Here is a 22276-nt window from a genome sequence, read left to right on the forward strand (position 1 = left end):
GTGGCTCCCGCGTCCCCCACCCCTGCCGGATCATGCCACGCGGCACTGACATCGCCCCGGGAATATCAGCCCGTCGGCTCCGCTGGTCCCAACTCCGGGTGGGCGTCCAGGAGTCGGACCGGGGCGGCCTGGCGCCAGGAGTCGGTGAGGATGTCACGCAGCTCGTCGCTGTCGTCGAGAGCGGCGAGCCTCACCCGCACCCACGCGAAGCCCGCCTCGTGGTCCGCGATCCAGAACTTCTTCGGCTCCGCGAGAACCAGCTCGTCGCGCTCCACCTTGGGGCAGCGCACCGCGATGGAGGTCTCCTCCTCGGGCATCGTGGCGAACATCTTCCCCGCGACCCGGAACGTCGGCATGCTCCAGGCGATCTTCTCCGCAACCTCCGGCAGGCTGAGTGCAATGGAACGTACGTCGTCGGCATCTGGCATGGGAAAACCGTAGCCAAGCCCAGTCAACTTGACCCGGTCCTAAAGGGTCGGGTTTGGAGGTAGCGCCCAACTGGCTGCTGGGTGGGCTCCTCCGTCCAGCCACCCTTACGGGGTGGCAGGGACGCGTGACTCACGCCCCGCAGTCCACACAGCCTCGCCCTTGCGGGCGATGTTGCGGGAAGCATTCCGGTCTGCGTGGGCAACGACCCCGCAGTTCCGGCACGTGAACAGGGCCTGGCCTGCCCGGTTCCTCTTGTCGATGTGGCCGCACTCGCAGCACTGCTGCGAGGTATAGGCGGGATCGACGAAGACCACGGGGACACCGGCCCTGCGGGCCTTGTAGACGATGAAGCCTGCAAGCTGGGCAAAAGCCCAACAGTGCAGCGCGACCCGTTGGGGCTTGCGGAGCCGTACCCTCTGCCGGATTCCCTTGAGTTCCTCCAGGGAGATCCCGGCCGAGGTGCGTTCAGCCTCGGTCACGATCGTCTTGGCGATGATGTGGTTCTGGTTCTTCGCATGGCGCTGTTCGCGCCGGTTACGCTTCTTCAACAGCCGCTTGGCGGACTTGCTGCCCTTGGCCTGCAGCTTCCTGCGCAGATCGAGGTGCCGCTTACGGTGCCGGTTCAGGCCCCGCCCGGCACTCTTGTGGCCGGTGGATGTGGTGGCGATGTTGACGATTCCCAGATCCACGCCGATGAAATGGGCGGGCTCGTACTGCTCGGTCTCGGGCACCTCGCAGGTCGCCAGCAGATAGAACACGCCGTCGCGTTCGACCAGGTCCGATTCACCCTGCCGGTGCTCCTGCAGCGTCTTGAGTGCGCCAGCCGAACAGGCAAAGCGGACGTTCTTGATACGCCCGGAAATTGTCCAGATACTCACCGTCTGCGCGTCGTACTGCCAGCTCAAACACCGGTCGTCATACGGCTGCGCGGCCTCACGCCTAAAGACGATGGGCTTGGACTCAGCCTTGGTACGACGCTTCGATCCAGGCCTGCCGAGATTCCCAGCGCGGATGCTGGCCCTGAGCGTCGTGTAGGCATCACGGGTCTTCTTGATCACATGCTGCGCTGCCTGCGCGCCCAGGCCGCGGGCTTTGAGTTCGGCGTAGGTGTGCTTGCGCAGCTCGTACTCACGCGGCACACCCTGCTCGAACGCCACCGCCGACACCCAGTTCGCGGCCTCGTTGACCGTGCGCAGCGTCACCGACAGCGCGCTGGCCTGCTCGGCCTCCGGCATCAGCTTCACCTGCACGACGACCTTCACAAGGACGATCGTATCGACGTATGTCACCACGCCGGGAGCCAAACCCCCACATTCGCAGGGGCCGCACAGTCATCCACACCCTCCACGCCCACTTGGTCTTCACACCCAAATACCGGCGCGGACCGTTTACCGTGGATCATTCGACGCTGCGAGAACATCAAGGAATGCATCGACAACCAGAGGCATCCCGTCTGAGGTCAACCGTGCGGGCCTATGAGAACCTGCAGGTCAGAACGGTCCAGAAAAGCACTTCCCCTCAGGCGTGAACGCCCCGGGTTCCGCGCTAGATCCTGCTGACAACCGCCGATCGCAGCGCATACGCGGGACAGCGGCCCACCGGTTCGGGCGCGACCGGCGCCGGGTCGCCCGCGGACAAGGGACAAGCGACCCGCCAGCTCGGGCGCGACCCGGCACCCGGCCCCCGCGCACGTAGACCGGCCCGCCCACCCGTTCAAACGACGCGCCGGCACCATGCCCCGCGATCAACGGAGGTCATGACGCGCTGCCCACCGAGCGTCGCCTGAAGGGGCACGAAGACCAGCCCGCCCCCGCTTCAGACGCCACCACCACGGCCCCGCGATCGACAGCCTCCCGCTCCACCAGCCCCCCGCAGTCGACACCACCCGCTCCATCGGCCCCCCGCAATCAAGAGCCACTCGCTCCACGAGCCCCCCGCAATCGACAACCCCCCGCTCCACCAGCCCCTCGCCTCGCAGTCGACAACCCCCCGCTCCACCTGCCCCTCCCAGCCGACAACCACCCGCTCCGCCCGGCCCCTCGCGATCGGCAGCCCCCGCTCCACTCGTTCGTCCGCGACTGTCACCCCGCCCGATCCCCGGCGACCGCGGCACCCCCTCCGCACCCCCGGCCCGTTCCGACCCATTGACCCCTCTCCGCCCGGAACCTACGCTGAGCGACGTCATCGGGAAAGCGCTTTCTAAGCTTCGGCTTCCAGGCGCTCCGGCATTCCCGCAGCACTCACCGCACGCCCGAGTCGGCCACCGGCCAACACCCCAGGGAGCGCCATGAGTTCTACGAGTTCCGCCACACCCGTACCGTCCGGGAGACACGGTCCTCCCGCGCGCACCATGCCCACCGCGCGAAGCCCTCACAGTCGGCGAGGCCCGCACAGGTGCTCGCCCTGGACCGTCCTCCTCGCGCTGATCGCTCTCGTCGTCGGTCTCGGGCTGGCGGCCCCGCCGCGCGCCGAGGCCGCGGCCTCGTACCGCGTGCTCGTCTTCTCCAAGGTGACGAACTTCGCCCACGACTCGATCCCGGCGGGCATCGACGCGATCAAGAAGCTGGGCAGTGAGAACGGCTTCGAGGTCGAGGCGACCGACGACGCCGGCGCGTTCACCGACGAGAACCTCGCCCGTTTCAAGGCGATCGTCTTCAACAACACCAACTCGACGCCGGAGTCGGGTGATCTGCTCGACGCCGCGCAGCGTGCGGCTCTGCAGAAGTACGTCCGTGGGGGCGGCGGCTGGGTCGGGCTGCACTCCGCGTCGGCCAGTGAGCGGGACTGGGACTGGTACGAGGGGCTCGTCGGGGCCGTCTTCGACCAGCATCCCGCCGTGCAGACGGGTCGGATCAAGGTCCTCGACCACGCGCACCCCTCCACGAAGGGGCTTCCGGAGCTGTGGGAGCGTACGGAGGAGTGGTACAACTGGCGCACCAATCCCACGGGGAAGGTGCACACGCTCGCGCAGGTCAAGGTGCGTGACGGGGTCACCGGTCTCGACGAGGGTGTCGATCATCCGTGGTCGTGGTGTCAGAACTATGACGGCGGCCGGTCCTGGTTCACCGCGGGTGGGCACGCCAAGTCGGCGTTCGAGGAAGCCGGTTTCCTCCAGCACGTCCTCGGCGGCATCCAGTGGGCGGCCGGTGACAAGCCGGGTGACTGCTCGGCGACCAGGACGGGCAGCTTCCAGCGCACCCCGCTCGCGACGGCCGACCTCGCCGACCCCTTCGAGCTGGCCGTCGCGCCGGACCGGCGTGTGTTCTTCATCCAGCGGACCGGCAAGCTGAAGATCATCGACCAGGAGTCGCTGAAGGTCACCACGGCGCTGGACCTCGACTACACGCCCGAGATGACGAGTCAGTCGGACGGTCTGCTGGGGCTCGCGCTCGATCCGAAGTTCCGGGACAACCACTGGATCTACCTGCTCAACTCCGACAAGACCGAGAAACGGATCAATCTTTCGCGGTTCACCGAGTCGGGCGGCAAGGTCGACCCGGCGTCGGAGAAGCGCCTGCTGACCGTGCCGACCTGGCGGGGCGAGGGTCGCGCCAACTCGCATATGGCGGGCTCGATCGCGTTCGACAACAAGGGTGACCTGTACATCGCGACGGGTGACAACACCGACCCGTTCGCGTCGGACGGGTTCAACCCGATCGACGAGCGCGAGGGCCGGCGTGCCTGGGACGCTCAGGGCACGGCGGGCAATACGAACGATCTGCGCGGGAAGGTGCTGCGGATCACCCCGAAGGCGGACGGGACGTACGGCGTTCCCGACGGGAACCTGTTCGCGCCCGGCACCGACAAGACGCGCCCGGAGATCTACGCGATGGGTCTGCGCAATCCGTTCCGGATCACGACCGATCCGGTCAGCGGCGCGCTGCTGGTGGGTGACTACGGTCCCGACGCGCGCGACGCGGTGGCCGATCGCGGGCCCGAGGGCACCGTCGAGTTCAACCGCATCACCAAGGCGGGGAACTTCGGCTGGCCGTACTGCATCGGCGACAACACCCCGTTCAACGACTACGACTTCGAGTCGAAGAGGTCCGGGGCGAAGTTCGACTGCGCCCACCTCGTGAACGATTCGCCGAACAACACCGGTCTGCGCGATCTGCCGCCCGCGCGCGCGGCGACGGTCTGGTACGCGTACTCCGCGTCGGAGCAGTTCCCGGAGCTCGGAACGGGTGGCGGTGGCCCGATGAGCGGTCCCGTGTACTCCTACGATGCCTCGAACCCGAGCAAGACCAAGTTCCCGGAGTACTTCGACGGGAAGTGGTTCAACTATGAGCTGACCAGGCAGTGGTTCAAGACTTTCTCGATCCAGGAGAAGGATCAGACGTTCACGGATCCGCGGTTCGCGCCTGCCGAGGCGGGCGATGTGCAGTCCATCAACTCCGTGTTCGGCGACATGAAGTGGAACCAGCCCTTCGACGCTGACTTCGGTCCCGACGGGTCCATGTATGTCATCGACTTCGGGCTCGGCAGTGGTACGGGTCGCGGCGGCAGCAACGAGGGCGCCGGGATCTACCGGATCGACTACGTCGCCGACAGCCGCCTGCCGGACGCGCGGGCGGCGGCTGCGCCGGACAGCGGCTCGGCGCCTCTCGCGGTGACGTTCTCGAGTGCGGGTTCGGGCCTGCCGGACGGCAAGCAGGTCACGTACGCCTGGGACTTCGACGGGGACGGCACGACCGATTCGACGGAGGCGAACCCGACGTACACGTACACGAAGAACGGCGTGTTCACGGCGCGGCTGACGGTGACCGGGCCGACGGGGCTGACTGGCCGTGCCGTGCAGGACATCACCGTGGGCAACACGCGACCCAAGGTCACGATCCAACAGCCGCCGAACGGAGGGACGTTCAGCTTCGGCGACACGATCCCGTTCAAGATCAAGGTGGCGGACCGGGAGGACGGGCGTCCGATCGACTGCTCGCGCGTCGTCGTCCAGTCCCAGCTCGGCCACGACTCCCATCTGCATCCGCTTGACAACTACACGGGGTGCGCCGGGGAGATCGTGACGGACGCCGGGGACAGCCACGGTCCCGGCCAGAACCTGTACTACGGCATCAGCGCCCAGTACGAGGACAGGGGCGGGGCGGGCGGCGTGCCTGCGCTGACCGGGTCGGCGTCGCTGTCGCTGCGTACCTCGTTCCGTGAGGCCGAGCACTTCACGAAGACCGGTGGCACGCACGACGGAGTCGTCGTCGCGAGCCGTGCGGACGCCTCGGGCGGCAAGCGGCTCACCGAGATCGAGGACGGGGACTGGGTGTCCTTCGACCCCGTGCATCTGAAGGGCGTCGACTCCGTGACCGTGGGCGCCGCGTCCGGCGGGATCGGCGGCGACGTCGAGTTCCGCGTGGGCTCCCCGACCGGCAAGCTGCTCGGCAAGGTGTCCGTCCCGAACACGGGTGGTTGGGGCAACGTGGTCTCCCCCACCACCCAACTGGACGATTACGACGGCACGTTCCCGCTGTACGCCGTCTTCACCAACCCGCAGTGGAGCACCGACAAGCCCGACCTGTTCGCGGTCGACTGGCTGCACTTCAACGGGCCCGGGGTGGAGAAGCACACGGGTGCCAAGGTAACGGTGACCGCGACGCCTGAGGCCGGCGCACCGCCGCTCGCCGTCGCGCTCAAGGGCACGGTGAAGCTCCCGGAGGGCCGTACCGCGGCCTCGTACCACTGGGACTTCGGGGACAACGGCAAGCCGAGCGGTACGGAGGGCGCCGACGCCCAGCACGCGTACGCGCGCGCGGGTGCGTACACGGCGCATCTGACCGTCACCGACGACAAGGGCGGCACGACCACCGGTTCGGTCCGGATCACGGTGAAGTGAGGGGTGTGGGCATGAAGAGCAGCAGAAGGGCCTTTCTCGGTACGTCGCTGGGGCTCGCGGCAGCGGTCGGCACGGCGCTGCCCGCGTCGGCCGGGCAGCGGCGGCGCATCCCGCGCGGCGGTATCGGCATGCACCTCTACACGATGCGTGACGTCCTCGCGAAGGACTTCGCCGGCACCGTGGAGCAGCTCGCGGAGATCGGGTACGCGACGGTCGGGGTGAGCGGGCGGCACGGGTACGGGGCGGCGGACATCCGGCGGATGCTCGACGCTGTCGGCCTGCGCGCGGTCCTGGAGCATGTCGCGTACCAGACGCTGGCCGGCAGCGGACTGCCGCAGGCGCTGGAGGATCTGCACACGCTGGGCGCCAAGTGGCCGGTGGTGCCCAGCCTGCCGGGTTCGATGCACAGCCCGGCCGGATACCGGGAGGCGGCAAGGGAGTTCAACCGGATCGGGGCCGCGTCGCGTGAGGCCGGGCTCGGGCCCGTCCTGTTCCACAACCACGACGGCGACCACGACGTGCTGGACGGGGAGAACCTGTACGACATCCTCGTGCGCGAGACCGATCCGCATCTGGTCGCCTTCGAGCTGGACGTGTACTGGGCGTCGAAGGGCGGCGCGGACCCGGCCGCGTACTTCGTGCGGCACCGTCGCCGCTTTCCCGCGCTGCACGTGAAGGACATGGCGCCCGACGGCGGGTTCGCCGACGTGGGGTCGGGGACGCTCGACTTCGCCGCCATGTTCGACAAGGCGCATGAGGGCGGCGTCAAGCAGTGGCTGGTGGAGCACGACATCCCGAAGGACCCCTTCGCGACGGCCCGTAACAGCTACGCGTATCTGGCGGCGCTGCGGTACTGAGGTGTCCGTGCGGGATCCCGTGCCCCGAGGCGCTTGTAGAAGAGCGTCGTGGGGCGCGGGGTCCCCGCCGGGTCGGTCGCGTAGTCGGGAATTTCCCCGGCGCGGGTCCAACCGGCCGCGAGGTAGAGGGACTCGGCGGGCGAGTCCGTCTCGGTGTCGAGGACGAGGAGGCTCACCCCCGCGTCGAGTGCCGCGTCCTCCAGGCGGGTCAGGAGGGTGCGGGCGAGGCCGCGGCCGCGTGCCGCGGGGTGCACCATCAGCTTGGCCACCTCGGCGCGGTGGCGGCCGTTGGGCTTGTCGGTGAAGGCGAGGCTCACGGTGCCGAGGCAGCGGTGGCCGTCGAGTTCGGCCCAGACGGCGAGGCGGCCTTCGGTGACGGCCGGTGCCAGACTCCGCCACCATGACGCGGCCTCGCGGTGGGTCAGGGGCGCCAGGAAGCCGAGGGACGCTCCGCCGGCCACGACGTCCGCGAGCAGCGCGGCCAACAGGTCGGCGGAGTCGAGGAGTTCGGTGGCGGTCAGGCGCTGGGGACTCATGGCTCGACCACCACCAGCGCGTACCGTACGGGTTCTGGGCCCGGGCAGTGGAAGCGCGTGGGGCCCCACAGGCGAAAGCGCACGCAGTCGCCCGCGTGCAGCGTGTGTTCGCTGTCCCCCACGGTGAGGGTGAGGGTTCCTTCGAGGACCCAGATGTGCTGTTCGAGGCCGGGTACGGGCGGCCTGTCGTAGCTCAGGTCGGCGCCCGCGTCGAGGTGGCCCTCGACGACCTCGGCGCGCAGCCCTGTCTGCGGGGGCGAGACCGAGCGGCGCTCGAATCCGGACGCCGGGTCGGTCCACACGGTCTGTTCGTCGGCGCGCACCACCTGGGCCGGCGTGGCCTCGACCTCGCTGAGGAGCTGCGACATGGTTCTGCCGTGGACCGCGCAGAGCCGGTTCAGGAGTGAGGCCGTGGGGCTGATCTCGCCGCGTTCGGCACGCGACAGGGTGGAGCGGCTGACCCCGCTGCGGTCCGCGAGCTCGCCCAGGGACCAGCCGCGCTCGGCGCGCAGCGCGGCGAGGCGGGCCGCCAGGCGGGCGTCGATGGGGTCGCGGCTGTCGTCCGGGTCGCCGCCGTCACCGTGTTTCATATTCGGCACGATATCCCACATATGAAACCGTCGTCGTTTCGGGGGCTCAGTCGTGGGCCGAGACCGCTCCCAGGAGCTCGCGGATGCGGCCCGTCGCCGTGCGGAACTCGGGGGTCGCGAGTGTCTGCGCGTAGTCCCGCTCGGCCGGCAGGCCGACGTCGATGATCTCGGTGACGGTGCCGGGGCGTGGGCTCATGACGACGACGCGGTCCGCGAGGTAGACGGCTTCCGGGATGGAGTGGGTCACCAGGAGGACGGTGGTGCGGGTCTGGCGCCAGATGCGGTTCATCTCGACGTTCATCTGCTCGCGCGTGAGCGCGTCGAGCGCGCCGAACGGCTCGTCCATGAGCAGGACGGGCGGCTCGTGCAGCAGGGCGCGGCACAGGGCGACGCGCTGCTGCATGCCGCCCGACAGCTCGTGGGGATACGCGTCCTCGAAGCCGGTGAGGCCCGTCATCCGGATCAGTTCGTCGGCACGCGCGCGTGCCTGGGCGGCGGGCATGCCGCGCATCTCGGCCTGGAGCAGGATGTTGCGGCGCGCCGAGCGCCACTCCAGGAGGGCCGCACGCTGGAAGACGTACCCGATGTCCTTGCGCGGGCCGCGCACCAGTTCGTCGTGCAGGCGGACTTCGCCGGACGAGGGGGTGAGGAGTCCGGCGACGAGCTTGAGGAGCGTGGATTTGCCGCAGCCGGACGGTCCGACGATGGCGACGAACTCGCCGGCCGCGACGTCGAGCGAGACGCCGGTGAGCGCGGTGACGTCCTTCTTCTTCGTGCGGAAGCGGACGTCGACGTCCGCCGCGCGCACGGCTGCCCCGACGTGTCCGCTCGCTCCGTCGGTCTTCTTCAGTGTGGCGTCCTTCGGCATGGTGCAGCTCTCCTTGTGGGCTGTACGGGACGGGTGCTCAGCCCTTGATCCCGTTGGCCGAATCCCAGTAGTCCGCCACGGGCTTGGGGCTCTTGACCATGCCCGCCTGGGCGAAGACGTCGATGGTCTGCTGCCAGTCGGCCTCGGTGTTGGCGCCGGGCGCCTTGCCCTGCGTGGCGTCCGTGTGCAGGAGGGTCAGGGTCGTCTTGAACTGCTCGGACAGCACGGTCTCCGGCGGGAGTTGCTCGGAGGCGCCCTTCATGGAGGCGACGGCCGGCTCGGGGCTCTTCTGCGCTGCGGCCCAGGACTCGCTGACCGCCGCGACCATGCGCTTGGCCAGGTCACCCTTGCCCTGGAGGGTCTTGGGGCCCGCGATGAGCCCGTCCGAGTAGAAGTTCAGGCCGTGCTCGGAGAAGCGGAGGTAGGAGACGTCCTTCTTCGCCTTGTCCTGCATGGTGGGGCCCTGGTCGCTCGCGTAGCCGAGCAGGGAGTCCGTCTTGCCCGACATGACGGCGGCGATCTTGCCTGCGGGGTCGGTGTTCTGGACCTTGACGTCCGACTCGGCGAGGCCGTTCTTCTTCAGGAAGATGGGGAACGTCTTGGAGAGCGCGTCGCCGGCCGTCCCCGCGATGGTCTTGCCCTTGAGGTCCGCCGGGGTCTTGATGTTCTGGCTCGCGAACGACTGCACCGAGGCGGGCGTCGTCTGGAGGAACACGCCGAGGCTCTTCACGTGGACACCCTGGTCGACGCCGGCGAGCACGGCGGGGGTGTCGGCCCAGCCGAAGTCGGTCTGGCCCGCGCCCGTGGCCTGCACGGTCTTCTGCGAGCCCTGTCCCGCGCGGATCTCCAGGTCGATGCCGTGCTTCTCGAAGATCTTCTGCTTCTTGCCGTAGTAGAACGGCGCGTGTTCGCCGTACGGGTACCAGTTGAGCGTCAGCGTGACCTTGTCGAGCTTCTTGCCGGAGTCGCTGGTGGACGTGGAGCCGGAGTCGTCGCCGCAGGCCGTCGCCGTCAGGGCGACGAGCGTCAGGGGGACGAGTCCGGTCAGGAGTCTGCGCGCGTGCATGGGGCGGCCCTTCTCGCGGCGGTGGGTGGGTGGTCCGGGGCGGTTCCCGGGTGTGCCGGGGTTCAGTACGCCGTGGTCGCCGCGACGTCGCGACGGCTCGCGTGCCACGGCAGGAGCAGCTTCTCGGCGATCTCGACGAGGACGAAGAGCACGACACCGATCAACGACATGACGAGCAGGCCCGCGAAGAGCATCGGAGTGTCGAGGTTGCCGTTGGCCTGGAGGATGACGTAGCCCAATCCCTCGTTCGCGCCCACGAATTCACCGACGACGGCGCCGGTGACGGCGAGCGTGACGGCCACTTTGAGGCCGGAGAACAGGTGCGGCAGGGAGGCGGGGAAGCGGATCTTGCAGAAGGTCTGCCAGGGGCTCGCGCCCATCGTCGCGGAGAGCTGGAGCATCTCCGGGTCGACGGCCTTGAGTCCGGTCACCATCGAGATGACGACCGGGAAGAACGCGATGAGCACGGCGATGAGGATCTTCGGCGCGATGCCGAAGCCGAGCCAGACCACGAACAGCGGCGCGATCGCGATCTTCGGGACGACCTGGGCGAAGAGCAGGATGGGATAGAGGGTCTTCTCGACGGTCGACGAGTAGACCATGACCACGGCGGAGAGGATGCCTACGGCGACGGCGATGACGAAGCCGAGCAGCGTCTCGTACGTGGTCACCCAGGTGTGCTGCCAGAGGTAGTCCGGCTTGTCGAGGATGACGTCGAGGGTCCGGCCCGGCGACGGCACCAGATACGGCTCGACCAGTTCCGCCGCGGCGATCACCCACCAGGCGGCGAAACAGACGACGAGCAGTGCGACGGGGCGCCAGCTCCGCTCGGCCACGTCCGCGGCACGCCGGCGCAGCCCGGGCGCCTGACGGTCGGCAACTCCGGCCGTTTTGGCGGGGGTTGCTGGCAGTGTGCTCTGACTCACGATGAACTCCTATGAATCGGGAGGCAGTTGAGGAGAGCCGGGGTAACGGACTCGCGAGGTGACGGATCTGTGCTCACTACGGCGAAGAAGCCCCGAAATCGCTTTCAGAAAGCGCTTTCTGGTATGATGTCAGCCACGCTAATGACTCGTGGAGCACAGGGTCAATAGGCCGTTCCGAAGTTTCCTGTGACCGGTGCCGCAACCGGAATCCGAGGGGGCAGAGTGAGCGAACCGCACGGGCACCCGCAACAACCGCACGTGACCCTCGACGCGGTGGCCCGCACGGCGGGGGTCTCCCCCGCGACGGCGTCCCGCGCCCTGAACGGCACCACCCGCGTCCGCGACGACCTGTTGCGCCGGGTCCGCGCCGCGGCCGACGAACTCGGCTACATCCCGAACGCCCACGCGCAGGCCCTCGCCAGCGCCTCCAACAACACCGTCGGCGTCATCTGCCACGACGTGGGCGACCCCTACTTCGCCGCGATCGCCAGCGGGATCATGGCGCGGGCCGCCGAACGCGGTCTCCTGGTGATGCTGTCCAGCACGTTCCGCGCGCCCGAACGCGAGATCGCGTACATCTCCATGCTGCGGGCGCAGCGGGCCCGCGCGATCCTGCTCATCGGCTCCGGCTTCCAGGACCCCGCGTGGGAGCGTTCGCTGGAGTCCGAGATCGCTCCCTACCTGCGCGGCGGGGGCCGGGTCGCGGTCGTGAGCCGCCACCGCAGCCTGCGCGTCGACACCGTGCTGCCGGAGAACCGGGCGGGAGCGACGGCACTCGCCCGCGCGCTGACCGGCCTCGGACACCGGGAGTTCGGGGTGCTCGCCGGACCCGCACGGCTGACGACCGTCGCGGACCGGCTGAGCGGCTTCCGGCAAGGACTCGCCGAGGCGGGGGTGGCGCTGGCGGACGAGTGCGTGGTCGAGGGGGCCTTCACGCGTGACGGCGGTTACGCGGCGGCGAGCGAACTGCTGCGCCGCGCTCCCCGGCCCACGTGCGTCTTCGCCGTCACCGACGTGATGGCCGTGGGGGCGCTCGCCGCGTTCCGCGACCACGGTCTGCGCGTCCCGCAGGACGTCTCGCTGGCCGGCTTCGACGACATCCCGCTGGTCCGCGAACTGACCCCGCCCCTCACCACGGTGGCCCTCCCCCTGACCGGCATGGGCCGCGCCGCCCTCGACCTCGCGTTGCGCGAACCGAGGGGGCCGCGCTCGCGGGTGGAGCGGATCGTGGGCGAGGTACGGATCCGGGCGAGTACGGGAACACCGGGGTGACCGAGGGGCCCGCGTGCCCCTGCTACTCGGCGGCTTCCCCGAGCGCTTCCAGGACGGGCCTGATCAGAGGGTGCTCCTCCCCTCCGCAGCGGACCGCCGCGAAGACCCTGCGGGTCGGGGCCACCCCGTCGACCGGGCGGACGACCGCGTCGGACAGGTCCATGCCGCGCAGCGCCGAGCGCGGCACCAGGGCGACGCCGGCGCCCGCCGAGGCGAGGGCGACGACGGCGCGGAAGTCGTCCGAGGAGTGTTCCACCTGCGGCTGGAAACCGGCGTGCTCGCAGGCCAGGACCACCACGTCGTGGCACGGGTTGCCGGGGAAGGGACCGATCCAGGTGTCCTTGGCCAGCTCGGCGAGCGGCACCCGGTCGGACGCCGCGAGCCGGTGCGCGGCGGGAAGCACCGCGTCGAACGGCTCGGCGTACAGCGGTACGCGCGTCAGGCGGGCGTCGTCCGCGCCCGGCGCCCCCCGGTACTCGACGGCGACGGCCACGTCGACCTGCCGGTCGAGGACCATGGGCAGGCTCGCGTCGCCCTCGGCGTCCTGGACACGGATCCGGATGCCGGGCGCCGTGCGCGCGAGGCGGGTCAGGGCCGGGGCGACGACCAGCCCGATCCCGGTGGCGAAGGCGGCGACGGTGACCGTGCCGGCCTCCCCCGAGCTGTACGCGGCGAGCTCGGCCTCCGCCCGCTCCAGCTGGGCGAGGACCGCGTTCGTGTGCGTGAGCAGGATCTCGCCCGCCGGGGTGAGCCGGACACCTTTCGCGCCCCGCTCGACGAGCCGGTGACCGGTCTCCTGCTCCAGGGCGGACAGCTGCTGGGAGACCGCCGACGGGGTCAGATAGAGCGCGGCGGCAGCCGCCGTCACGGTGCGGTGGTCGGCCACCGCACGGAGGATGTGCAGCCGCCGCGCTTCGATCATGCGACCGATTCTCCCAAATGTGCCGCCGATGTCCGAACCGGGGCCGGTCCGGCGGATCAGGCCGGAACCGGACGGCCGGGCAAGTCCGTGCCGGCCGGACCGCGCACCCGGCACGATCCGCCGGACGGGCTCCAGGTCAGCTCGCGACCGCGGCGGACTCCGCGTCGAGCTCCGCGCGCGCCGCGACGAAGGCGTCCACGGCCCGGTTCACGTCCTCGGTGGAGTGCGCCGCGGAGAGCTGGACGCGGATACGCGCCTTGCCCTGCGGGACGACCGGGTACGAGAAGCCGATCACGTACACGCCGCGCTCCAGGAGCAGCTCGGCCATGCGGCCGGCGACGGACGCGTCGCCGATCATGACGGGCGCGATGGCGTGGTCGCCGGGCAGGATGTCGAAGCCCTCCTGCGCCATGCGCGTGCGGAAGAGCTCCGTGTTCGCGGCGAGCCGCTCGCGCAGCTCGCCCGCGGACTCCAGGAGGTCGAGGACCTTGAGGGACGCGGCCGCGATCACCGGGGCGAGGCTGTTGGAGAAGAGGTACGGGCGCGAGCGCTGGCGCAGCAGCGCGACGATCTCGGCGCGCGCCGCGACATAGCCGCCGGAGGCACCGCCGAGCGCCTTGCCGAGGGTGCCGGTGATGATGTCGACGCGGTCCATGACGCCGTGCAGCTCGGGGGTGCCGCGGCCGCCGGGGCCGACGAAGCCGACGGCGTGCGAGTCGTCGACCATGACCATGGCGTCGTAGCGGTCGGCGAGGTCGCAGATCTCGCTCAGCGGCGCCACGTAGCCGTCCATGGAGAAGACACCGTCGGTGACGATCAGGCGGCGGCGCGCGGACTGCGCCTCCTTCAACTGGCGCTCGAGGTCCGCGAGATCGCGGTTGGCGTAGCGGAAGCGGCGGGCCTTGGACAGGCGGATGCCGTCGATGATCGAGGCGTGGTTCAGCGCGTCGGAGATGACGGCGTCCTCCTCGCCGAGGAGCGTCTCGAAGACACCGCCGTTGGCGTCGAAGCAGGAGGAGTAGAGGATCGTGTCCTCCTGGCCGAGGAACGCGGACAGGCGCGCCTCGAGCTCCTTGTGGACCTCCTGGGTGCCGCAGATGAAGCGGACGGAGGCCATGCCGTAGCCCCAGCGGTCGAGCGCCTCGTGGCCGGCGGCGATGACCTCGGGGTGGTCGGCGAGGCCGAGGTAGTTGTTCGCGCAGAAGTTGAGGACCTCGCCGGGGCGGCCGCCCGCGGTGACGGCGACCGTCGCGGACTGCGGGGTGCCGATGACGCGCTCGGGCTTGTGCAGGCCCGCGGCGGCGATCTCGTCGAGCGTGGCCTGCAGATCATCGCGTACGGAGTCGAACATGTGACTTCCTTTGAATGAAGAGGTCGGTCAGGAGGTCGGGGCCCGGCAGCGGGCTCAGGCGGTCCAGTCGAGGATGACCTTGCCGCCGCGGCCGCTCGCCGCGTCGTCGAAGGCCGCCTCGAAGTCACGGTGGCTGTAGCGGCCCGTGATCACGGGGGCGAGGTCGAGGCCGCCCTCCAGGAGGACCGACATCGCGTACCAGGTCTCGAACATCTCGCGGCCGTAGATGCCCTTGATCGTGATCATCGAGGTGACGATCCGGGACCAGTCGACGGCGAACTCCTCGGCGGGCAGGCCGAGCATGGCGATCTTGCCGCCGTGGGTCATGTTGGCGAGCATGTCGCGCATGGCGACGGGGTTGCCCGACATCTCCAGACCGATGTCGAAGCCCTCACGCAGGCCGAGGTCGCGCTGGCCCTCGGCGATCGTCGACTCGGCGACGTTCAGGGCGAGGCTGACGCCGATCTTGCGGGCCAGGTCGAGCCGCTCCTCGCTGACGTCGGTGACGACGACGTTGCGGGCGCCGGCGTGCCGGGCGACGGCGGCGGCCATCAAACCGATGGGCCCGGCGCCGGTGATCAGGACGTCCTCGCCGACCAGCGGGAACGACAGAGCGGTGTGCACGGCGTTGCCGAACGGGTCGAAGATCGCGGCCACGTCGAGGTCGACGGGCACGCGGTGCACCCACACGTTGGAGGCGGGCAGGGCGACGTACTCGGCGAACGCGCCGTCGCGTCCCACGCCGAGCCCGACGGTCGAGCGGCACAGGTGGCGCCGCCCGGCGAGACAGTTGCGGCACTTGCCGCACACCAGGTGGCCCTCGCCGCTGACGCGGTCGCCGACGGCGATGTCGGCGACGTCACGGCCGGTCTCGACGACCTCGCCGACGAACTCGTGGCCGACGATCAGCGGAGCGCTGATCGCCTGCTGCGCCCAGCCGTCCCAGTTGCGGATGTGGAGGTCGGTACCGCAGATCCCGGTCCTGAGGACCTTGATCAGCACCTCTCCGTGGCCGATGCCCGGCTCGGGCACGTCCGTCAGCCACAGTCCCGGCTCGGACTTCTCCTTGACCAGCGCCTTCAACGCACGGCTCCCCTCGTCGCACCCCGCGTCACGGCATGCCGGGACCGGCCGCCGTGCGAAGGGAAGAGTGAAATGACAGCACGGGCGGGCGCCTTGGTGCGGCTGCGGCGCGCCCTGCTGCCGACGGGAGCAAATCTGCCGTACGGCGGCGCTCTCGGTCCATCGAGGATTTCTTAAGCGCCGCCGCAGGTTTCCTTCAGGCCCCCACCAGGGCTACTGCTCCACCGGAGCTACCTCGGGTGGACCAGGACGTGGGCGAGTGCCACGCGTCCCGTTCCCGTGAGCTTGATCCGTACGTAGCGCGCTTCGGTGTCCTTGACCGTGTCCAGGACGGTGGGCCGTAGGGCCTTGCCCGGGACGTGGAGGGTGGTGGCGTCGGCGAAGTCGGCAGTGCGGGCCAGCTGGACGTCGAAGCCGGTCGTGGTCATCGAGGTGTTGTTCCAGACCTCGACCTGGCCGACCTGACGGACGGACCCCAGGTCGACCTGCCACCAGGCGCCCGGCTCGGACAGGGTGCGGGTGTCGGTGGACGTGTCGCCGTCGGTCGCGGCGGCCGCGGTGGCGGTGCCGTCCGTGGAGGACTGCGAGGCGGTGCCGGTGCGGGCGAGGTCGGGGCGCAGCTGTTCGACACGGCCGTGCCCCTGGGCGCCCGCGGAGGCGGCGACCTTCAGCGCGTCGGCGGGCAGCCGGTCGAGCTTGGTGTGGTTGTCGGCCATCGCCGAGCCGGTGCCGGCCAGGGCGGGGGCGTCGGTGTCGGTCCAGTTGCCGGTGGCGTGGTTGTCGATGCCGTAGTCGGCCCAGTTGGACACCCACTTGTAGCCGAGACGGGTGAGGACGTTGCCCTCGACGCGGATGTGGCTGGACTGTTCGTCGAGGTAGATGCCGTTGCCGTCGCGCTCGGTGTTGCCGAAGGCGCTGCGGTTGATGTAGTTGCCGGAGATGACGGTGCCGGGCTGGGCGCCCTGGGTGTAGATGGCACCGCCGTCGTGCTGCTCGTGCTCGACGCGCATGACGTTCGTGATCCGGTTGTTCGTGATCCGGTTGTCGCGCAGGACGGACTTCTGCGCCTCGGGCTGGTTCCAGCCCCAGCCGACGGAGATGCCCGAGTAGGGCAGGTCGTCGAGGGTGTTGTGGTCGATGACGGTGGCTGCCTCGTAGCCGGCCCAGATGCCGACGGCGTCGGTGAACTCCACGCCGGTGCGGCGGATGGTGTTGTACGCCACCGTGTTGCGCGCGCCCGCCAGTTCGGCGGCCGGCATGGGTTCCGTGTCCCCTATGTAGGCGGCTCCGGAGGACAGGTCGGTGAAGCGGGAGCGGGTGAGCTTCGAGTCCTGCGTCCCGGCCTCGAACACCACTCCGGCGCCGCCGAGGTGGCTGAACTCGACCTGGTCGACGGTCACGTGCCTGCCGCCGCGCACGGTGAGGGCGGCGGAGGGCTTGGTGTAGTAGCGGCCCGCGTGGTCCTCGGGGCCGGTGGCGCCGGTGAGCACGAGTCCCGCCTGCATCCCGGCGTAGCCCTCGTCGGTGACCGGCTGGTGCCAGGCGGCGTACCGCAGCGCGATGCCCTCGACGTGTACGTCGTGGGCGCCGTCGAGGACGAGGAGCCGCTCGGTGGCGGGGGTGACGGCCCTGGCGCGGCGCATGTCCTCGCCCTTGCGCGGCAGGTACGTGAGGGTGCGGGCGTCCGAGTTCCACACGAACTCGCCCGGCTGGTCGAGGAGTTCGGGCGCGTTCTCGAAGTACTTGACCCCCGAGTAGCGCGACGAGTCGACCGCGGTGGTGTCCCAGGCGGGGCCCGTGCGGTTCGTGCCGGAGGCGGAGTTGGTCCAGCAGGGCTGGGCGAAGGTCAGGACGTCGCCGGTGACGGAGTCGATGCGGCAGTGGTAGTTGCGCCAGCGGACGCTGATGACGGCCTCGGCGTCGGTGGGGCGGGACCAGGAGGCGATGCCGGTGGCCTTCGCGCCGGTCATGCCGGTCTTGGTGGCGTCGCAGACGGAGGCGGCGCACGATGCGCCGCGTGCGCGCACGGCCCGTACCCCGTCGACGAAGAGCTGGCGGGGCGTGACGCCTTCGGGGACGTGCGTGGTCCAGGTTCCGTCGGTGTTGCTGTCCCAGCCCTCGAGGGTCCTGCCGCCGGAGAGGACGGGGTGGGCGCCTCGCTCGGCGGTCCAGGTGACGGTGTGCCCGTCGCGTCCGGAGTCGGCGGCGCCGAGCTCCAGAGGCCCGCTCAACGCGTAGGTGCCGTCGGCGAGTTCGACGCGGACATCGCGGCCGTCGACGGTGCGGGCGGCGTCGCGGGCGCCGTCGAGGGAACAGGGGCGGCCGTGCGTACAGGCGGTGCCGGATCCGCCGGGGGCGGCGTACAGGACGCGGGGCGACGGGTCGGCGTGTGCGGCGGGGGCGGTGGACAGGAGGGCGGCCGTGGCGGCGAGGGCGACGGCGATGCGGGTGCCGTTCATGATCGGCGTCAGCTCCAGTCGGGGTGGCCGGGCATGGGCGGGTTGTCCTTGCTGAAGAGCCAGTCCTCGAGGAAGGGCCGCAGCGAGGGGTCGTGGGTGACCTGTACGGCGTTGTCGATGAAGTCCTGGGAGTCGGCGTTGGCGTGCCGGTGCTTCGTGAGCCAGGACTTCATGATCGCGTCGTAGTCGTCCTGGCCGACCTGCTGGTTGAGGGCGTACAGCACGACGGCGGCCCCGTCGTAGATGTTGAACCCGCCGAGTTCGGTGGGCAGTCCGGGTGGCCCGTCGCTCTTGCGGACGGCGTCGAGCTTCCCGTACGCCGTCCTCATCTTGTCCTCCATGGAGGCGGTGCCGTGCTGGTCGGCCCACAGGGCCGCGTAGTAGACGGCGGGTCCTTCGTTCAGCCAGGCGCTCTGCCAGGTGGTGGGGGTGACCGAGTCGCCGAACCACTGGTGGGTCATCTCGTGGACCATGACGTTCGTGTACGTCGTCGACGTGGACGCGTCCTTGAACCAGCCCGGCCCGAACAGTGACAGGGTTTGGTTCTCCAACGCGTCGCTGTAGCCGTCGCGGACGATCTGCATCCCGTAGGTGTCGAACGGGAAGCGGACCCCGAGGGTCTTCTCCAGCCACGCGATCTGGCCGCCGGTCTGCTCGACGATCGGCCGGTACGTGGCCACCTGGTCGTCGGGAACGTAGTGGCGCAGCTTCACTCCGTGCGGCCCCTTGCCGGTCAGGAGGGTCTGCTTCTCCACGGAGATGCCGAGGAGTTCGGAGGCCATGGGCGCGTCGAGCCGGAAGTCGGTGGTGGTCTTCCCCTCGCCCGCCGGGCGGGTGCCGGTCTTGGTGCCGTTGGCACCGGGCGTCCAGCCGTCGGGGGCGGTGAGGTGGAACGTCCAGCTCGCCTTGTCCATCGTGGTGTCGTTGACGGGGGCGAAGGTGTCCGCGCGGGACGACTGCGCCGCGGAGGCGAACCCTCCGTCGCTCATGTACCGCCAGCCGGGGACGCCGATGGGCTTGGTCCTGCCATTGCCGTGATAGGTGACGGCGACCTCGAAGGGCCGGTTGTCGTGCAGGCCGCCGGCCGGCGTGACCGTCAGCTCCTGGCCGCTCTTGCCCAGCGACACGGCGAAGCCCGCGTCCTTGCCGTCGACCTTCACCGCGTCGATGGCGAGCGAGTCTATGTCGAGGTTGAAGGAGGAGAGGTCCTGGGTGGCCTTCGCGCTGATCTTCATGGTGGCGGTGAAGTCGTACGTCACCGGCGTGAAGTCGAACGACAGGTCGTAGTGCCGGACGTCGTAGCCGCCATTGCCGAGCGTGGGGAAGAGCGGGTCCCCGACGCCGGCCGCGCCGGGCTTCGGGTCGAACGGGTGCGCCTGCGCCGGCGCGGCCAGGGCGAGGGTCGCGGCGGCCGCGGCGGTGGCGACGGCGGCGCGTACGGTGCGGGTCACTTGCCGGCTCCCTTCTGGGCGGCGTCCTCGAATTCGGAACGGCACTGCTCGCCGCCCTTGGCGAGGTAGTCCTTGACCAGGGCGTCGTAGTCCTTCATGGACTTGCGTCCGGAGATGATGTCCTTGAGCCCGTCCCCCTTGAGGGTGCCGAGGCTGCCGTATCCCTTCGAGTCCCAGGTCGGGGACGTGTAGTCCAGGAAGTCGGACTTCTCCAGCTTCGGAACGAGCTTCGTGTACGCCTCGTGCGCGTACGTCACCGCGTCCTTCGACGTCGGCGAGAAGAGGGCCGGGATGCCGGAGGCGAGCTTGCCCCAGGGGACGCCGATGTCCTGGCTGCCGGTGGGCGTGAGCACCGGGATGCCCTCGGCGTCGCGCTTGAAGTCGGTGCCCTCCACCCCGAAGTTGATGAGCGTGTACTCCTCGGTGCCGAACGGCGCCGCGATGAAGTCGAGAAGGCGCAGGATCTGTTCGACACGCGCCTTGGGGGCCTTCTTCACGAAGGACTCGCTGAGCGTGGCGTTGTCGGTCCAGGTGACGGCCTTCGTCCCGACCGGCACGAAGGGCCGCACGTCGAAGCTCTTGTCGATGGCGGCCATCGCGTCGACGTATCCGGTGGAAGGCTGAAGGTAGGCGGGCATGCCGTCGTAGACGTAGGCGCCCTTGCCGTTCTTGAAGAGGTCCGTGTACTGGGCCTTCTGAGCGCCGGTCATGGCGAGGGTGCCCGGGTAGTAGCAGCCCGCCTTGTAGAGCTTGGCGGCCATCTCCACGGCGGAGCGGTACTCGTCGGTCTCCAGGTCCGCGGTGAACTTGCCGGTCTTCTTGTCCATCGACCAGAAGTAGGGGGCGCCCGCCGACATGGCGAGCATGGTGGTGGCGCCCGCGATGATCGCGTACTGCTTCTTCTTCGGCTGCGTCAGCTCCTTGCAGACCTCGAAGAAGCGGTCCAGGTCGGTGATCTGGTCGAGGCTGTCGACCCCGACCTCCTTGAACAGGTCGTGCCGGTAGAAGCCGGCCCCCGAGGTGCCGTAGCGCGTGACCGGGACGCCGTAGAGCTTGTCTCCGTAGAGTGCCTGCTGCCACGCGCTGGCCGGGATCGCGGCGAGGTTCGGATACGCCTTGACCTTGTCGCCGGACAGGAACGGCGTCAGGTCGGCGCACTCGGAGGCGAGGAAGGCCGCCTTGTGGTCGACGCCGCCGGACTCCGGATACATGAAGACGTCCGCGAGGTCACCGCCCGCGACCATCGTCGAGAACTTCGCCGGGTAGTCGTCGGCGGCCACGGCGGTGATGTCGACCGTGCCGCCGAGCCGCTTCTCGATCGCCTGCCAGGCGGCGTTCCTCCCGCGGGCCGGGGCGGGCGGGGCATAGGTCTCGGTGATCGCCTTGACGGTCTTGGCGCCCTTGAGCGGAGCGCCCTCGACGGAGCGGACCGGGGTCTTCGGGTAGCTGTAGAAGGCGCTGGGCACACCGGCAGCCGTGCCGGGCAGGTCGGCCTTGACGCTGTTGGCGGCGACGGTGGACGGCAGCACCTTGCGGCTCTTGGCGGCGGACTTCTCGGCGGCGCCGCCGTCACCGCAGGCGGTCAGCAGCGGGGCCGCGGCGAGTCCGAGGCCCAGGCCGAGGGACGTCCTCAGCAGGGTTCTGCGATTGATGGGGGTGGTGCGCGGCACGGTGAACTCCTCGGTGACGGAGGGGACATGGGCGCGGGGGGTGTGGGACGGGAGTGTGCGGGTCAGCCCTTGATGGCGCCGGTGAGCACGCCCTTGGTGAAGTAGCGCTGGAGGAAGGGGTAGACGCACAGGATCGGTACGACGGCGATCACCAGGACGGCCATCTGCACGGCCTGCTGGGGCGCGAGGGCCTCGCCGGCCGAGGCTCCTTCGAGGGACTGGCCCTGGAGGACGAAGGTGCGAAGCACCATGGAGAGCGGCCACTTGTCGTTGTCGCTCAGATAGAGCATCGCGTTGAAGAAGGCGTTCCAGTACGTCACCGCGTAGAACAGGCTGATCACGGCGATGACGGCCTTGGACAGCGGCAGCACGATGCGCACCAGGGTGCGCAGGTCGCCCGCGCCGTCCACCTTCGCGGCGTCGTACAGCTCCTCGGGCAGGTTCATGAAGAAGGAGCGCAGGACGACGAGGTTGAAGGCGCTGACCATGGTGGGCAGCACGAGTGAGGCCAGGGTGTTGTACAGGCCGAGTTCCTTGATGGTGAGGAACTTGGGGATGATGCCCGGGTCGAAGAGCATCGTGAACAGGGCCGTCATGAGGATGAAGCGGGAGCCGGTGACCTCGCGGCGCGAGAGCCCGTACGCCATCCCGATGGTGACGAGGACGCTGGTCGCGGTGCCCACGAGGGTCACGCCGACGGAGATGAACAGCGCGTGCGTGACGACACCGCCGCTGAAGACCGTGCGGTACGCCTCCAGGGTCGGATGGTCGGGCCACAGGACCAGGCCGGGGCTGCGGATGATGTCGGACTGCGAGGCGAAGCTCGTGCCGATCACGCCGAGCAGCGGGTAGGCGACGGCCGCGACCACCAGGACCAGCACGAGTCCCTTGAGGAACAGGCCGGTTCGGGTGGGCTTCTCCATCCAGGGCGGACGGCCGTCGGACACCGTGACGCCG

17 protein-coding genes are annotated in these 22276 nt (G+C 69.8%); 3 read left to right on the top strand and 14 right to left on the bottom strand.

Annotated features, from left to right (window positions below; translation table 11 throughout):
• Positions 1-65: 65 nt before the first annotated feature.
• Both ACFC96_RS00395 and ACFC96_RS00400 read right to left on the bottom strand, forming a co-directional pair.
• A complete protein-coding gene (locus tag ACFC96_RS00395; RefSeq protein WP_376609333.1) occupies positions 66-428 on the bottom strand; it encodes an MmcQ/YjbR family DNA-binding protein in 363 nt (120 codons plus the stop codon).
• 105 nt (positions 429-533) lie between these two features.
• Positions 534-1691: an RNA-guided endonuclease InsQ/TnpB family protein gene (locus tag ACFC96_RS00400; protein ID WP_376609334.1), complete on the bottom strand. Its 1158-nt coding sequence runs from the start codon at positions 1689-1691 to the stop codon at positions 534-536.
• A gap of 1088 nt (positions 1692-2779) precedes the next feature.
• On the opposite strand from ACFC96_RS00400, the gene ACFC96_RS00405 reads away from it, so the two are divergent.
• The gene (locus ACFC96_RS00405) at positions 2780-6268 is read left to right on the top strand and encodes a ThuA domain-containing protein (protein WP_376609336.1); all 3489 of its coding nucleotides are present in this window, start codon (positions 2780-2782) and stop codon (positions 6266-6268) included.
• Between the two features lie 11 nt (positions 6269-6279).
• Positions 6280-7125: a sugar phosphate isomerase/epimerase gene (locus tag ACFC96_RS00410; protein WP_340459101.1), complete on the top strand. Its 846-nt coding sequence runs from the start codon at positions 6280-6282 to the stop codon at positions 7123-7125.
• Here ACFC96_RS00410 and ACFC96_RS00415 read toward each other — a convergent pair.
• The 5 genes from ACFC96_RS00415 to ACFC96_RS00435 form a co-directional block, all read right to left on the bottom strand.
• Positions 7095-7661 (bottom strand): GNAT family N-acetyltransferase, encoded by a 567-nt coding sequence (locus tag ACFC96_RS00415; protein WP_376609338.1) that lies wholly within the window; start codon positions 7659-7661, stop codon positions 7095-7097. The two genes, ACFC96_RS00410 and ACFC96_RS00415, sit on opposite strands and share 31 nt — an antisense overlap.
• Positions 7658-8251 carry a helix-turn-helix domain-containing protein gene (locus ACFC96_RS00420; RefSeq protein WP_376251824.1) on the bottom strand — a complete coding sequence of 198 codons (594 nt, stop codon included), beginning with the start codon at positions 8249-8251 and terminating at the stop codon, positions 7658-7660. Before ACFC96_RS00420 ends, ACFC96_RS00415 begins: the two co-directional genes overlap by 4 nt.
• Positions 8252-8297: 46 nt before the next feature.
• Positions 8298-9119: an ABC transporter ATP-binding protein gene (locus ACFC96_RS00425; protein WP_376251822.1), complete on the bottom strand. Its 822-nt coding sequence runs from the start codon at positions 9117-9119 to the stop codon at positions 8298-8300.
• A 37-nt stretch (positions 9120-9156) separates the two neighbouring features.
• Positions 9157-10185, bottom strand: coding sequence for an ABC transporter substrate-binding protein (locus ACFC96_RS00430; RefSeq protein ID WP_376251821.1), 1029 nt, complete (start codon positions 10183-10185; stop codon positions 9157-9159).
• Between the two features lie 62 nt (positions 10186-10247).
• Positions 10248-11111 (bottom strand): ABC transporter permease, encoded by an 864-nt coding sequence (locus ACFC96_RS00435; RefSeq protein WP_376251819.1) that lies wholly within the window; start codon positions 11109-11111, stop codon positions 10248-10250.
• Positions 11112-11369: 258 nt separating this feature from the next.
• On the opposite strand from ACFC96_RS00435, the gene ACFC96_RS00440 reads away from it, so the two are divergent.
• Positions 11370-12383, top strand: a complete 1014-nt coding sequence (locus tag ACFC96_RS00440) for a LacI family DNA-binding transcriptional regulator (RefSeq protein ID WP_376252156.1) — start codon at positions 11370-11372, stop codon at positions 12381-12383.
• 22 nt (positions 12384-12405) lie between these two features.
• On the opposite strand, the gene ACFC96_RS00445 is transcribed toward ACFC96_RS00440, so the two are convergent.
• From ACFC96_RS00445 to ACFC96_RS00475, 7 genes are all read right to left on the bottom strand, one after another.
• Entirely contained in the window at positions 12406-13305 is a 900-nt protein-coding gene (locus ACFC96_RS00445; RefSeq protein WP_376609340.1) for a LysR family transcriptional regulator, read from the bottom strand.
• A 136-nt stretch (positions 13306-13441) separates the two neighbouring features.
• Entirely contained in the window at positions 13442-14656 is a 1215-nt protein-coding gene (locus ACFC96_RS00450) for a glycine C-acetyltransferase (RefSeq protein WP_340460534.1), read from the bottom strand.
• Between the two features lie 54 nt (positions 14657-14710).
• Positions 14711-15739 (bottom strand): L-threonine 3-dehydrogenase, encoded by a 1029-nt coding sequence (gene tdh / locus ACFC96_RS00455; RefSeq protein ID WP_376251813.1) that lies wholly within the window; start codon positions 15737-15739, stop codon positions 14711-14713.
• Positions 15740-15969: 230 nt separating this feature from the next.
• Entirely contained in the window at positions 15970-18198 is a 2229-nt protein-coding gene (locus ACFC96_RS00460) for a right-handed parallel beta-helix repeat-containing protein (protein ID WP_376251811.1), read from the bottom strand.
• An 8-nt stretch (positions 18199-18206) separates the two neighbouring features.
• Entirely contained in the window at positions 18207-19649 is a 1443-nt protein-coding gene (locus ACFC96_RS00465) for a M1 family metallopeptidase (protein ID WP_376609342.1), read from the bottom strand.
• Positions 19646-21319 carry a hypothetical protein gene (locus ACFC96_RS00470; protein ID WP_376609344.1) on the bottom strand — a complete coding sequence of 558 codons (1674 nt, stop codon included), beginning with the start codon at positions 21317-21319 and terminating at the stop codon, positions 19646-19648. The genes ACFC96_RS00465 and ACFC96_RS00470 overlap by 4 nt, the downstream gene beginning before the upstream one ends.
• A 62-nt stretch (positions 21320-21381) precedes the next feature.
• On the bottom strand, positions 21382-22242 hold the full coding sequence (locus ACFC96_RS00475; RefSeq protein WP_340458978.1) for a carbohydrate ABC transporter permease: 861 nt from the start codon (positions 22240-22242) through the stop codon (positions 21382-21384).
• Positions 22243-22276: the final 34 nt, after the last annotated feature.

Source organism: Streptomyces sp. NPDC055955, assembly GCF_042270245.1.
Lineage (GTDB): Bacteria > Actinomycetota > Actinomycetes > Streptomycetales > Streptomycetaceae > Streptomyces.

What these genes read in the sequence shown, in the direction of transcription:
- ACFC96_RS00395 (WP_376609333.1), bottom strand. Translation starts at nt 428, where the DNA reads ATGCCAGATGCCGACGACGTACGTTCCATTGCACTCAGCCTGCCGGAG.
- ACFC96_RS00415 (WP_376609338.1), bottom strand. Translation starts at nt 7,661, where the DNA reads ATGAGTCCCCAGCGCCTGACCGCCACCGAACTCCTCGACTCCGCCGAC.
- ACFC96_RS00445 (WP_376609340.1), bottom strand. Translation starts at nt 13,305, where the DNA reads ATGATCGAAGCGCGGCGGCTGCACATCCTCCGTGCGGTGGCCGACCAC.
- ACFC96_RS00475 (WP_340458978.1), bottom strand. Translation starts at nt 22,242, where the DNA reads ATGGAGAAGCCCACCCGAACCGGCCTGTTCCTCAAGGGACTCGTGCTG.
- ACFC96_RS00425 (WP_376251822.1), bottom strand. Translation starts at nt 9,119, where the DNA reads ATGCCGAAGGACGCCACACTGAAGAAGACCGACGGAGCGAGCGGACAC.
- ACFC96_RS00450 (WP_340460534.1), bottom strand. Translation starts at nt 14,656, where the DNA reads ATGTTCGACTCCGTACGCGATGATCTGCAGGCCACGCTCGACGAGATC.
- ACFC96_RS00430 (WP_376251821.1), bottom strand. Translation starts at nt 10,185, where the DNA reads ATGCACGCGCGCAGACTCCTGACCGGACTCGTCCCCCTGACGCTCGTC.
- ACFC96_RS00460 (WP_376251811.1), bottom strand. Translation starts at nt 18,198, where the DNA reads ATGAACGGCACCCGCATCGCCGTCGCCCTCGCCGCCACGGCCGCCCTC.
- ACFC96_RS00405 (WP_376609336.1), top strand. Translation starts at nt 2,780, where the DNA reads ATGCCCACCGCGCGAAGCCCTCACAGTCGGCGAGGCCCGCACAGGTGC.
- ACFC96_RS00420 (WP_376251824.1), bottom strand. Translation starts at nt 8,251, where the DNA reads ATGAAACACGGTGACGGCGGCGACCCGGACGACAGCCGCGACCCCATC.
- ACFC96_RS00410 (WP_340459101.1), top strand. Translation starts at nt 6,280, where the DNA reads ATGAAGAGCAGCAGAAGGGCCTTTCTCGGTACGTCGCTGGGGCTCGCG.